Here is a 12,418-nt window from a genome sequence, read left to right on the forward strand (position 1 = left end):
GTCTCGCGGGGTCTTGAACGATCATTTGGAGACATGCTCGGGTTTGCCCTTGGTCTTGGTCGACGCGAATTCCTCGAGCTGTTTTTCACTCATGGATTTTTCCATCTGCTTCGAAGCGCCCCTGAGTTCCTTCTTCGGCGTCTCTCCGCGTTTGGCTGAAAGTGCGGCACCTGCCGCTTTCTGCTGGGCCTTGGATTTGGCTGGCATTTCGATCTCCTCTCGTCCGGACGAGGAATGAGGCCCCTTGCAGGAGGAGGCCGCAGCCTAAGCCGCAGCCTCGCACTCCTCAATTGACGGTGGCCCACTGGCTGCGGACATCCCGGGCATTCTTCGACAGGTGAACATGGGCGTCGACGTGATCGACCCAATCGAGCGGAATCAGATGATGTTTGCCGTCCTCCGAGTCGGTTTTCGTCAACTTGATGCGGGTCGGACCGTCAAGCTGATCCACGGTTCCGACGTGAGTGCCGTCGGCAGCCCGCACTTCCATATGTTCACGGATCTGATCTGCGGAAATCATCGTTTCCTCCTTGCATCATTGGCAGTTACCAAGCGGCAACGACGTGGGAGGGACATGGTTCCAAAGCTTTTTGCAGCACGCTCACGGACATGAGCACGGCTTTCTATGGGCGATCGACATTCGACTTAAGAGCGGCCTGATGCAGCCGCCTCGCATCGATCAAGGCTGCCGCGACATAGGCAATACGGCTCGCCAAGGATTCCGCGGCGATGCCCGGCAGCGGAGATACCCTGGTACCGAACAGGATAAGGAATATCCAGGACGCCCGCGAACACGCGAGCGTCTTTCGAGGGAGCGGCAGCGCGCCCTCCGACGAGCAGGGCGACGACCAGCAGAATCAGGAAAATAGAGAGAAGGCTTGGGCTCAGCGATAGCGCGGCATATGCAACGGGGGCCAGCACGCCGCTGAAGAGATTGACGAACACCCGTCCGATCGCCGCCAGTTGGATGTGGTTCGGCATGTCCGCTCCGTGGGGTTATCGGGAGTGAGGGGCAAGGCCCGAAGGCTCAGCGCCGTGCTATGCCGTTGTGCATCTCTTTAAGAAGATTAGGTGCCGTTCGTCGCTAAGACCTATGACAAGTTCATAAATCCGTGACGCTGGCCTCGCCGCCGACACGCAGCGAGACATTCGATTATGAACCTAGAGTGTAAGCGCATGCCGCTTCGCAAGGTCGCCAGCTGGCCTCTATTCCCAACAGTGCGAGCCATAGGCCATTATTGGAAGGCGCTGAGATCGTTCAATCTCCTTGATGTTATCCATAAGCTCTATTCGTTTGAATGATGAGTTCCCGACGCCCATATTAACTGTGTGGACATGGACGATCCTCCCATCGATGACCATGCCGCTGACTTAGGAAAGGAACTGAATAATGACCACGCTCACCTATCGGGGTGGTGGCAAGACCCTCCCCTCCGGCGAAGGCCGCTTCGATCTGGGCCACTACGCCCATAAGCTCGTGCTTGCCTGGACGCGCTGGCGGACCGCCCGTGAAATTGAAGCCATGCCGTTTGACGTCCGCAAGGATATCGGCTGGCCGAGCACCGACGACAGCAAACACCGGACCATGTAATGAATGCGACATTCCTCCTGAGATGAGGGCGGCGTCTGCCTCGCGCAACGCCGCCTTCTTCGTGCCCGCTGTGCAGTGCCCCGCCGTCTTCAGTCTCGAATTTCAGCCGTCCGTGAGCCTTGTTTCTGCCCCGACCGGCGATGTGACTGGTCAAATTCCGGTCAATGTCGCATATTTGCTCTTACCGGCCGCATTTTTCCATGCCACTGTCGCTTTTAGGACATCGGCGCGACGCATTCCGCGCAACGAATATGTCATCGCCCCTCGAGCATGGATTTCGCTATGAACAGGATGCAGATCAAGAAGCGCTCACTGGTCTTCTTTATGGTACCGCAATTCACCATGCTGCCCTTTTCGGCAGCGGTGGACACCTTGCGCATCGCCAACCGCATGCTCGGCTATCAGGCCTATACTTGGCGGCTTGCCTCGGTCGACGGAGAAAAGGTCTATTCCTCCTGCGGCATCGGCATCGAGGCGAATTCCTCGCTCGCCGAGGAACGCCGGCATCTCGGCGGCGAAAACCGTCCCGGCATGGTGCTCGTCTGTTCCGGCATCGATATCGAGGAATTCAACAACAAATCCGTCAATGCCTGGCTACGCGAATGCTACAATCGCGGCGTCGCCGTCGGCAGCCTCTGTACGGGCGCGCATGTGCTTGCGCAGGCCGGTCTTCTGAACGGCAAGCGCTGCGCCATCCACTGGGAGAACTTGCCCGGCTTTTCCGAAGCCTTTCCGCAGGCAGAGGTCTATGCCGATCTCTACGAGGTCGACGGCAATCTCTATACCTGCGCCGGCGGCACCGCCTCGCTCGATATGATGCTGAACCTGATCGGTGAGGATTTCGGCGAAAGCTTGGTCAACCGCATCTGCGAACAGCACCTGACCGACCGCGTGCGCAACCCGCACGACCGCCAGCGCCTGCCGCTGCGCGCCCGCCTCGGCGTGCAGAACGCCAAGGTCCTGTCGATCATCGAGCTGATGGAAGGCAATCTCGCCGAGCCGCTGTCGCTGATCGAGATCGCCGATGGCGCCGGCCTCTCCCGACGCCAGATCGAACGGCTGTTCCGCCAGGAGATGGGCCGTTCGCCGGCGCGCTATTATCTCGAAATCCGACTTGACCGTGCGCGCCACCTGCTGGTTCAGTCCTCGATGCCGGTTGTCGAGGTCGCCGTCGCCTGCGGCTTCGTCTCGGCCTCGCATTTCTCCAAGTGTTATCGCGAACTCTACCACCGCTCGCCGCAGCAGGAACGCGCCGAGCGCAAGATGACCATGGCAACGGCAAGGCAGGCCGTTGCGGCGTGAGGCTGATAACGCCGAGTAAGCGCAAGCAACCTACTGCGCCGCCTCCTCCGTCATCTTGGCGTCGGAATAGACCTGGTTGCGGCCGCGATGCTTGGCCATGTAGAGGAACTGGTCGGCGGCGTTGAGGTAGTTTTCGAAGGTTTCGTAACTGCCGATTTCGGCAATCCCGATCGAGATGGTGACGCCGAGTTCCTCGTCGTCGGCCGTTACCTTCAGCCGCGAAATATCCGAGCGGATCTCGTCGCAGAGCTTGGTGGCGGCGGCCGAATCCATCTGCGGGAACAGGATGGCGAACTCCTCGCCGCCGAGGCGCGAGAGCAGGTTGTCGCTGCCATCGAAGATCGTGAACAGCCTGTTTGCAACCGCCTTCAGCACCTTGTCGCCGATCTCGTGGCCGTATGTGTCGTTCAGCCGTTTGAAATGGTCGATATCAAGAATGGCGACCGAGCTTGGCACTTTGAGCCGCAGGCATTCGTTCACCAGCTTCGGGCCATTGTCGTAGAAATAGCGGCGGTTATAAAGGCCGGTGAGATAGTCACAGGCTGCAGCGGCCCTCAACTGGCGCATCTGCGCCAGTGTTTCCGCATTGTTGGCGATGCGGCATTGAAGCTCCTCGGGCACGAAGGGCCGATAGACGAAATCGCTGGCGCCGGCTTTCAGGAAACTCGCGGACAGCATGCGATCGTTGGAGGAGGAGACGCCGATGACGCGTAACCGGTCTGAACCGAAGCGATGGCGGATGCGCCGCGTCAGCTCGTAACCGCTCATGTCGGGCATGTGATGATCGGTGACGACGAGTTCAATATCGCTATAGGCTTCGAGCGCCGCCAGCGCCTCGAGCCCCGAGCTTGCCTCGACGACCAGATATTGCTGTGCCTTCAGGAGATCAACGAGAACCTGGCGTACCGAGACCACGTCGTCGACGACGAGCACCCGGGTTTTGCGGTTGGAGATCGCACGGCGGACGGTGGCGACCAGATTGTCGAGCGCGAACTCATTGTCTTTCAGCACGTAATCGATGACATTGCGCTCCATGATCTTGTTGCGCGTGTTGAGATCGAACGTGGCGGTGAAGACGATTGCTGGAATATCGTGCTCGATCGTACAGTCGAGCGCCTCGCCATAGGGCGAATCCGGCAGGTTGAGATCAACGACGGCCATGGTGTAGCCGTGACCGTCTTCGGCAAGTTCCCTGCGAAGCGCTTTCAGCGACGAGCAGGATTTGACAGCAAGGCCAAGTTCCGTCTGGAACCGATGACAAAGCACGGCGGAAAACATCCGGGAATCTTCAACCAGAAGTATCTTGAGCCCGCCGGAACGCAGCCCAAGCCCATCCCGCTGAAAATCCGCCTGAAAAGCCACAGCCGCTACTCCCCCATGCGCCTGACGAGCTCGACTCGGCCCTGCCTACGGCGCGGCGGACGATAACCGAGACCCTCGTCCACGTGAAGAGGACAAATACTAGGGTTACCTGTAATTGCAAAAATCCGGCGCCCTGCAGCGGCCATCGCCACTGGCTTCATCTCAACCCTGATCCTGGAAGAGCCATCAGGCAACTGCCCGCTCCTTGCGCATGGACTGGATCTGCAGCAGCGTGTCGAGATTTTGGTTGACGCGGCAGTAGAACTCCTCGTCGATGAAGGGACGCAGCATGAAATCGTTGCCGCCGGCCTTCAGAAACCGCGCCGAAAGCAGCCGGTTCGAGGACGAGGAAACACCGATGATGCGCAATTCGTGCGAGCCGATATGGGCCCGGATGCGCCGCGTCAGTTCAAAGCCGTCGATATCGGGCATATTGTAATCGGTGATCATCAGGCCGATGTCGCGATTGGACTTCAGGATCTCCAGCGCCTTGGCGCCATTTTCGGCGGTGCTCACTCGGAAATTATAGCGCTTCAGCCGGCTCGACAGCAGGGCGCGCGCCGTCGCGCTGTCGTCGACGATCAGCACGTGATGGCGATGATTGGTCAGGAACCGGCAGATCGACTCCGCCAGAAGGTCGACGGCGAAAATATTGTCCTTGAGGATGTAGTCGACAATATCCTTCGCGATCAGCTTGTCGCGCATGCCCTCATGGAAGGTGCCGGTAAAGACGATGGTCGGGATGGAGAGGTCAACCAGATATTCCAGCGCTTCGCCGTTTTCGGCACCGGGCAGGTTGATGTTCGAAATCGCCAGCGTGATCGGATCGGACGATTTGTCGTAGGAAAACTGCAGATCCTCGAAGTTACGGCAGATCTCGACATCAATGTCGAACAACTCCTTGAGACGTTTGCTGATCATCGACGTGAATACGTTTGAATCTTCCGCGACGATAATACGCGCGCCGGCAAACATCTCTCCGGAATATTGCATCCCCGAAATACCCAAAAACGCCATGGTAAACCTTTAAATTAAAATCCGTCCCCAGCCCGAACTGATACATCAATTAATTTGACTAATTATTAATCGGCACGTCCCGGTATAAAACGAAGAAGCGGCCCGGTGAGGCCACCCCTTTGTTGACAAAGTCTCCTCCGGTCATGCTCGGCCTCGTGCCGAGCATCTGGCCACAGCGATTGCTTGACGGAAAACATTTATTCTCAGACACTTAATGGATGTGAAACAGATCCTCGAGAGGACCGAGGATGACGCCCGGGGTTCTGCGCGTCACCAGCCTTGACCGCCGATGGGCCGCATCCAATTTCTTGCAGATATGATTGAGGATCAATGCGGCAGCGCGGGATATGGGTAACTGGTCGTTCGTGTGAAAGGCCCACCCCGCCCCGTCGCGCTGGCAGCACGCGGTCAAAGCGATTATAACAGGTTACCGACCGTTCCGCCGAAGAGGTCCGCCCATGACCAAACCCGACCCGGTGATCGAATGGCTTCTCGATTCCGACCCCTCGATCCGCTGGCAGGTGATGTGCGACTTGCTTGACGCCCCGCAGCCGGAATGGATGGCAGAGCGAGCCAAAGTGGAGACCGAAGGCTGGGGCGCAAAGCTCCTCTCCTTTCAGGACGACGATGGACAATGGGCCGGCGGCGCCTTTCTACCGGCCGATTTCGATCCTCGTGAGTGGCGCGAGCACGGCCAGCCCTGGACGGCCACTGCTCGGTGCCAGCGCCCACTGGGAAGAAGGCGGCCAGCTTTACTGGGAGGGTGAAGTCGAGGAATGCATCAACGGCCGGACCGTCGCAGACCGCGCCTATTTCGGCATCGACGTCTCCCGCATCGTGGAGAGGCTCACCGGCGAGCGCCTCGACGACGGCGGCTGGAACTGCGAACGAGTCCGCGGTTCCCTTCGCTCCTCTTTCGCCAGCACGATCAACGTGCTGGAAGGCTTGCTCGAATTCGAAAGATCGACGGGCGGCACGCCCCAGTCTCGCGAGGCGTGCAGCACCGGCGAGAAGTTCCTGCTCGAACGCAATCTCTTCCGCCGCCTCGGCACCGGCGAACCGGCGGACGAACGCTTCCTGCGCTTCCTCCACCCCAATCGCTGGCGCTACGACATCCTGCGTGCGCTCGATTATTTCCGCTCAAGCGCCATGTTGACCGGCGCCGATCCCGATCCACGTCTCGGCGAGGCGATCGGCCACCTTCGCTCAAGGCGCTCGAACGACGGCCGATGGCTGCTGGACTGGACCCTGCCCGGGCGCGTCTGGTTCCATGTCAACGAGGCTCAAGGCCAGCCGTCGCGCTGGATCACACTGCGGGCGATGCGGGTGCTCAGATGGTGGGATAGGCAGGCATCAATCAGACACTGACGGCAAACCCAGCGAACGCAGGAAGCGCCTCGATCTTCTGCAGCAATTCCCAACGATATCACACGGTGAAGCGGACGACGCCGACATTAAATCGGCGAGTTCCATCTACATGCCGGCGCTCAGTCATGAAATCTTCACATCGCCCGCGCGAAATCTCATGCATTTATGCGCAGCAACCGCTCCCTGCCACTGGCGGTCCGCAGCAAGCCGCCGCTCTCTTGTTTTCTTCCGCCAGCCAGCGGTCGCGGGGCTTACAGCTTGCCGGCCGCGGCGACAACTCGACATGCACTGCGCCGGCGCGCGAAACCGGCATCGCCGCGCAATAAAGCTGCATCGGGCCCACGCCGTCGCTGACCTCGAAGGTCAATTTGGCTGAACCGTCGAGTTGAACATGCTCCGTCACCTTGCGGATGATGGAGTAAAACCTGCCGGCCGGCAGGTGTGTGCGGTCGCCTTCCTCGATATCTAACAGCTGGATGAATATCTCAGTCCATGCCTCGGGATTGGCGCCGCAATCGAGGCCCGAGAATTGGCCCGCCTTGACCTCGGTGATATGATAGCCCGGCTTCACCCGCCGGCCGTCGTAATAGAAAACCAGTGGCGCGTCCTTGTCGCCGGCGAGCGCGGTGAGCAACAGGCCGAGATTGATGTCCTCAGCATGAACTTTCGAGTTGTCGATGACGTTCATTTGCGCTAATCCTCGTTTCAATTATTCTAGGATTATTGAAATATGGATCAACGTCAAGCCCTCGCCGCCTTCGGCGCGCTTTCGCAGGAAACGCGCCTTCATATCATTCGCATGCTTGTCGTATCGGGTCCGGAGGGATTGGCAGCGGGCATCATCGCCGAAAGAGCGGATGTTTCGCCGTCCAACGTCTCCTTCCACTTGAAGGAGCTGGAGCGAGCTGGCCTGATAACCCAGCAGCGGGAATCCCGCTCCATCATCTACACCGCCAACTACGAAGCGCTTGGCGGCCTGATCCGTTTCCTGATGGAGGACTGTTGCGGCGGAAACACGCAAATCTGCGCGCCCGCCGTCGCCATCGCCACATGCTGTGCGTCTGCAATCAAGGAGGAACTGCAATGACCGCTGACCGTGTTTACAACGTGCTCTTTCTTTGCACCGCCAATTCGTCCCGCTCAATCCTGGCCGAATCCATCCTCGAGACCGAAGGCAAGGGCCGATTCAGGGCCTATTCCGCCGGCAGCCAGCCGAAGGGCGAGGTCAATCCCCGGGCGTTGAAGGAGCTTGCGGCACTGGGTTATCCCTCGACCGGCTTCCGCTCGAAGAGCTGGGACGAGTTCGCCAAGCCCGACGCACCGGAGATGGATTTCATCTTCACCGTCTGCGACACCGCCCACGGCGAAGCCTGCCCTGTCTGGATCGGCCATCCGATGACCGCTCACTGGGGCGTCGAGGATCCGGCCGCCGTCGAGGGCAGCGAGGTCGAGAAAGCCCACGCCTTCGCACAGGCCGCCCGCTTCCTCAAGAACCGGATCATTGCCTTCCTCAGCCTGCCGCTGTCGTCGATCGACAAGTTGGCACTGGAGCAGCACCTGCGCCAGATCGGCGGTATGGAAGGCACGACCGCGAAACCGGCGAGGGACGGCTGATGGCGCCGTTCGATCTATCACGCCGGCTGGTCGCAGAGGCGCTCGGCACTGCAATGCTTGTCGCAACCGTCGTCGGCTCCGGCATCATGGCGACATCGCTGACTGACGATATCGGCCTCGCTCTCCTCGGCAACACGCTTGCGACCGGCGCGATCCTGGTGGTTCTGATTACCACCCTTGGACCGATCTCCGGCGCGCATTTCAATCCGGCCGTCTCGCTGGTCTTCGCTATGTCGCGTTCGCTGCCGAGACGTGATCTGGGCGGCTATGTGCTCGCGCAGATCGCCGGCGGCATCGCAGGGACGATCGCCGCTCATCTGATGTTTGCGCACCCCCTTCTGGAAATATCGAGCAAGGTCCGGACCGGCGGCGCGCAGTGGTTTTCCGAAGGTCTGGCGACCTTCGGCCTTGTCGCGGTCATTCTCGCCGGCATCAGGTTCGAGCAGAAGGCGGTGCCATGGCCGGTCGGTCTTTACATCACCGCCGCCTACTGGTTCACCGCCTCGACCTCCTTCGCCAATCCGGCCGTTGCATTCGCCCGCTCACTGACCGACACATTCTCCGGCATTCGCCCGGTCGATCTTCCGGGTTTCTGGATCGCTGAAATCCTGGGCGCGGCCGTCGCTCTTTTTCTGTTCACCTGGCTGCTGCAGTCAGCCGAGACATCCTCATCGACCCTGCCATCAGAGGCGAAGCTATGAACGTCACCATCTACCATAATGCCGGCTGCGGCACCTCGCGCAACACGCTGGCCATGATCCGCAATGCCGGCATTGAGCCTGATATCATCGACTATGTGAACAACCCGCCATCGCGTGAGGAGCTGGCGAGAATGATCGCCGATGCCGGTCTCACCGTGCGCCAAGCCCTTCGCGAGAAGGATACGCCTTATGGCGAACTCGGCCTCGACAATCCTGATCTGACTGATGACCAGCTTCTCGACGCCATGCTGGCGCAGCCGATCCTGATCAACCGACCCTTCGTCATCACGCCCCTCGGCACGCGCCTGTCGCGACCGTCCGAGGTGGTCCTGGAAATCCTGCCGGAGACGCACAAGGGTGCCTGCACCAAGGAAGACGGCGAGAAGGTCCTGGATGCGGACGGCAAGCGCGTTATCTGAGCCGTCCAGCCTGACAGGTCCGCAATCCTACTTGACGACCGCCGAGCCTTTGACGATGTCGATCGTCTCGCCGCCATCCAGCCCGATCCGGTCGCCGTCGGGTGTCGTCATGAAGCAGCCGGAGGAACAGAGACTTTCGGAAGCGCCGGCATCGACCACGACTTCGACGCGCTGCCCACCCTCGGTGATGACGAGCACCACGGCGGCAGGATCGGTATTCGTGATGGATGCGGCATTGACCGCGGGCGCGGCAAGCAGCGGGACAAGCAGAACGGCGGCAAATCTTGCCATCATGTGCGGCGGCGCTAACGCGCCCTCCCCTCGAAAGATCGGTGCTGCCCTCGGCAGCGATCCCGATGGAAGGCATCATGCACATAGACCTGTGAATGATGGCTGAATAAGCTGTTCAGCTCTCCGCTGCGCGCCCGCGCAGCTGGCGCACCGGCCGCTCTTCTTCCTCCACCGGTCTATTCTCGGAATTCTCATGGCCGTCCGCATGCCTGACCGCATTGGGAAGGACGGGGGCAGCCTCTCGATGGATGGTAAGGTCGCTCTGTGGCAGTGGGATCTCTATGCCTTCCGCCTTGAAGCGCTTGAGGATATCGATCCTGAGATTGTTGCGCACCGTCAGGCCGTCGCCCATGTCGGCGAGGAAGAAGCGCAGCTCGAAATCGAGCGAATAGGGGCCGAAGCGCAGGAATTCGACATGCGGCTCGGGATTGCGCATGACGAGCGGTATCTTCGCCGTCAACTCTAAGAGAATATCCATGACCTTTTGCGGATCGGCGTCGTAGCTGACGGAAACCGGGATTTCCGAGCGACCGATCTTGTTGCGGTGCGTCCAGTTGCCGACGAGGCCGTTGATCAGTTCCGAGTTCGGCACGATGATCGCCTGCTTGCGGAAAGTCTCGATCTCGGTAGCGCGCACCGAAATGCGCTTGACGATCCCTTCGGCCGTGCCGGAGACGACGTGATCGCCGACCTTGAACGGCCGCTCGACCAGCAGAATAAGGCCTGACACGAAGTTGGAGACGATGTTCTGCAGGCCGAAACCGATACCGACCGAAAGCGCCGAGGCGACGAGCGCGAAGCTCGACAGATCGATGCCGGCGGCGGAGACGCCGATGATCGCCGCAATGCCGACGCCGAGATAGCCGATACCTGTCTTCACCGAATTGCGTACGCCAAGATCGACATGGCTTCGAGCCATCACATTGCCGTCGAGCCAGCGCTGCAGCCAGCGGGTTAGCAGGTAGACGCCGGCAAACAGCAAGATGCCGGTGCAGATGCCGAGCAGCGAAATGCTGATGCCGCCGAGCTTGACCTCGGTGAACAGCCGGTAGGCGATCAGCTGCAGGTCCTGCACATGGAAGCCCCAAAGCAGCAGGATAAGCGGAATGCCGACGAGCAGCGCCACCGCATAGATGGCAAGGCCGACGAGCAGGCCAACCTGATCAATTGCCACGGGTCCGAGGTTGAAACGGCGTGTCAGGAAGCGCGCGAAGAAAGTATCGCCGAAGCTCTCCTGCCGAGATATCGCCTTGCCGGAGAGCAGACCGACATACATGGTGGCAACGACTGCGCCGGTGATGATGAGCTGTGTGGCGACGAAACGCGCCAGCCCCACATAACCCGCGAGCGCTGAAACGATCAGGGCAGTGCCGACGACGCGCAGGATGATTGCCATGCCGCGCGGCCAATGTCGGCCCGGCGCGTCGGGATCACCGTTCCTCGCCAGCATCGGCTTGCCGAAGGAGGCTACGATCAGGATGATGCCGATGATGAGCGCGGCGACCAGGCTTCTGACCACGGTCAGCACCAGCGGCGAGCCCATCGCTTCGCCGATGCTGCTGAAGAGATAGTCGAGTCCGTTGATGACTGCCATCGCCAGGAGGCAATAACCGATTGAGCGCGCGCCGAGGTTGGAAAGCTTGACTAACCGCCAGCGCGGTTCGTGCGGCGCGAAGATAGCATTGACGAAGCGGCCGACGAAATAGACCAGCCCGATCGCCCCGAACAGAGCGCCGATGACGGGCGCGATATCCGGCCGCAGCACGTTGAAACTGTTCAGGAAGAAGAAGGACGTGACGAGCAGCACCGAGAGCGCCAGGGTGCGGATCAGCGTCGACCAGAAGGCGATCGACAGCCGGCCGATATAGGACGGGTTCTCGACAGCCTTGTCCCGGCGCAGATATGAGCCGAACAGCCGGTAGCTGCCGGAAAGCAGAATGAGTGCCGAAGCGAGCGACAGGAAGATCGCCGCAAAAAGCGGGAAGCGCTTGAACTTCCAGACGAAGGTGGCCCAGCTCGACAGCGCCGTGGCAAATTCGCCAGTCTCCCGCACGAAGGAAGTCGCCGCATCGTCGAGGACGGAGACCGAGATTTCGGTGCGCTTGAAGAGCGTATCGGCAAACAGCTGCCGCCGCATCTCGATGATCTCGTTCATGAGCTTCGTCACCGCGATCGACAGGTTTTCCGCATCGCCCGTCACCGCGTTGATCTGCGCGCGCTCGGCGGCGAGCGCATTCCGCTCGTCCGTGACGATCTGCGCCTCGGGAGGCTGCCCATCCTTTGGGGGCTCGCCGATCTCGGCCAGCCGGTTCTTGATCTGGTCGAAACGCGGTCTCAGGTTGACCGATATGGTGATGACGGCGCGGCTGAGCTCGTCGGCCTTGGTTGCAAGCCCGACCAGCGCATCGTCATTATCGGCGTTCGCCTTGACGCTGTCCTGAAGTGAGCCAAGCTGGACCTTCGCCTTCTCGATCTCCTTCGCCGCCTGGGCGGAAGGCGTATCGACAAGCGGCGCCTCTGCTGCTGCCCCCTGCGGCTGCGGTTCCTGCGCGAAGGCTGCTGCGCTCTCGAAATGCGCACCGGCGAGCGCCAGCGTCACGAGAAGAATGGTGCGAAGCAGGATGGATCTCAGCCGCAAAAAAGCCTCCGAAAAGGTTGTCATCGAAATTGAATGCTCGCTTTTCATCGCAAAGAAAGGCGACAGAAAGGCGGGAGATGCCTAAAGCGCCCGGCCCACCGAGCTTGTCCATGCC

13 protein-coding genes and 2 pseudogenes are annotated in these 12,418 nt (G+C 60.4%); 7 read left to right on the forward strand and 8 right to left on the reverse strand.

Annotated features, from left to right (window positions below):
* Window positions 1-21: 21 nt before the first annotated feature.
* From NXC14_RS13030 to NXC14_RS13040, 3 genes and pseudogenes are all read right to left on the reverse strand, one after another.
* A complete protein-coding gene (locus NXC14_RS13030; protein ID WP_085778495.1) occupies window positions 22-207 on the reverse strand; it encodes a DUF3008 family protein in 186 nt (61 codons plus the stop codon).
* 79 nt (window positions 208-286) lie between these two features.
* The gene (locus NXC14_RS13035; RefSeq protein WP_085778496.1) at window positions 287-520 is read right to left on the reverse strand and encodes a DUF2171 domain-containing protein; all 234 of its coding nucleotides are present in this window, start codon (window positions 518-520) and stop codon (window positions 287-289) included.
* 103 nt (window positions 521-623) lie between these two features.
* Window positions 624-957: pseudogene (locus tag NXC14_RS13040) on the reverse strand (hypothetical protein); the annotation flags it as partial.
* 433 nt (window positions 958-1,390) lie between these two features.
* Between NXC14_RS13040 and NXC14_RS13045 the strand changes: the two are divergent.
* Window positions 1,391-1,591, forward strand: a complete 201-nt coding sequence (locus NXC14_RS13045; protein WP_085778497.1) for a hypothetical protein — start codon at window positions 1,391-1,393, stop codon at window positions 1,589-1,591.
* Between the two features lie 282 nt (window positions 1,592-1,873).
* Window positions 1,874-2,893, forward strand: coding sequence for a GlxA family transcriptional regulator (locus NXC14_RS13050; RefSeq protein ID WP_041678677.1), 1,020 nt, complete (start codon window positions 1,874-1,876; stop codon window positions 2,891-2,893).
* Between the two features lie 30 nt (window positions 2,894-2,923).
* Here NXC14_RS13050 and NXC14_RS13055 read toward each other — a convergent pair whose 3' ends face one another.
* Window positions 2,924-4,255 carry a diguanylate cyclase gene (locus tag NXC14_RS13055; RefSeq protein WP_085778498.1) on the reverse strand — a complete coding sequence of 444 codons (1,332 nt, stop codon included), beginning with the start codon at window positions 4,253-4,255 and terminating at the stop codon, window positions 2,924-2,926.
* Window positions 4,256-4,441: 186 nt separating this feature from the next.
* A complete protein-coding gene (locus tag NXC14_RS13060; protein ID WP_085778499.1) occupies window positions 4,442-5,272 on the reverse strand; it encodes a response regulator in 831 nt (276 codons plus the stop codon).
* A 458-nt stretch (window positions 5,273-5,730) separates the two neighbouring features.
* On the opposite strand from NXC14_RS13060, the pseudogene NXC14_RS13065 reads away from it, so the two are divergent.
* A pseudogene (locus tag NXC14_RS13065) lies at window positions 5,731-6,640 on the forward strand (squalene cyclase).
* A 163-nt stretch (window positions 6,641-6,803) separates the two neighbouring features.
* On the opposite strand, the gene NXC14_RS13070 reads toward NXC14_RS13065, so the two are convergent.
* Entirely contained in the window at window positions 6,804-7,328 is a 525-nt protein-coding gene (locus NXC14_RS13070) for a DUF6428 family protein (protein WP_085778500.1), read from the reverse strand.
* Between the two features lie 42 nt (window positions 7,329-7,370).
* On the opposite strand from NXC14_RS13070, the gene NXC14_RS13075 reads away from it, so the two are divergent.
* From NXC14_RS13075 to arsC, 4 genes are read left to right on the forward strand one after another with little or no spacing between them, the layout of a single operon-like run.
* Window positions 7,371-7,727 (forward strand): metalloregulator ArsR/SmtB family transcription factor, encoded by a 357-nt coding sequence (locus tag NXC14_RS13075; RefSeq protein WP_085778501.1) that lies wholly within the window; start codon window positions 7,371-7,373, stop codon window positions 7,725-7,727.
* Complete coding sequence (locus NXC14_RS13080; protein WP_085778502.1) at window positions 7,724-8,254, forward strand: arsenate reductase ArsC; 531 nt, start codon at window positions 7,724-7,726, stop codon at window positions 8,252-8,254. Before NXC14_RS13075 ends, NXC14_RS13080 begins: the two co-directional genes overlap by 4 nt.
* Entirely contained in the window at window positions 8,254-8,955 is a 702-nt protein-coding gene (locus NXC14_RS13085; protein WP_085778503.1) for an MIP/aquaporin family protein, read from the forward strand. The genes NXC14_RS13080 and NXC14_RS13085 overlap by 1 nt, the downstream gene beginning before the upstream one ends.
* On the forward strand, window positions 8,952-9,374 hold the full coding sequence (gene arsC / locus NXC14_RS13090) for an arsenate reductase (glutaredoxin) (protein ID WP_085778504.1): 423 nt from the start codon (window positions 8,952-8,954) through the stop codon (window positions 9,372-9,374). Before NXC14_RS13085 ends, arsC begins: the two co-directional genes overlap by 4 nt.
* 27 nt (window positions 9,375-9,401) lie before the next feature.
* Here arsC and NXC14_RS13095 read toward each other — a convergent pair whose 3' ends face one another.
* Window positions 9,402-9,668: a hypothetical protein gene (locus NXC14_RS13095; protein WP_085778505.1), complete on the reverse strand. Its 267-nt coding sequence runs from the start codon at window positions 9,666-9,668 to the stop codon at window positions 9,402-9,404.
* A gap of 112 nt (window positions 9,669-9,780) precedes the next feature.
* Window positions 9,781-12,303 (reverse strand): mechanosensitive ion channel family protein, encoded by a 2,523-nt coding sequence (locus NXC14_RS13100; protein WP_085780098.1) that lies wholly within the window; start codon window positions 12,301-12,303, stop codon window positions 9,781-9,783.
* Window positions 12,304-12,418 lie beyond the last annotated feature (115 nt).

Origin of the sequence: Rhizobium sp. NXC14 (assembly GCF_002117485.1) — a bacterium.
GTDB lineage: Bacteria > Pseudomonadota > Alphaproteobacteria > Rhizobiales > Rhizobiaceae > Rhizobium.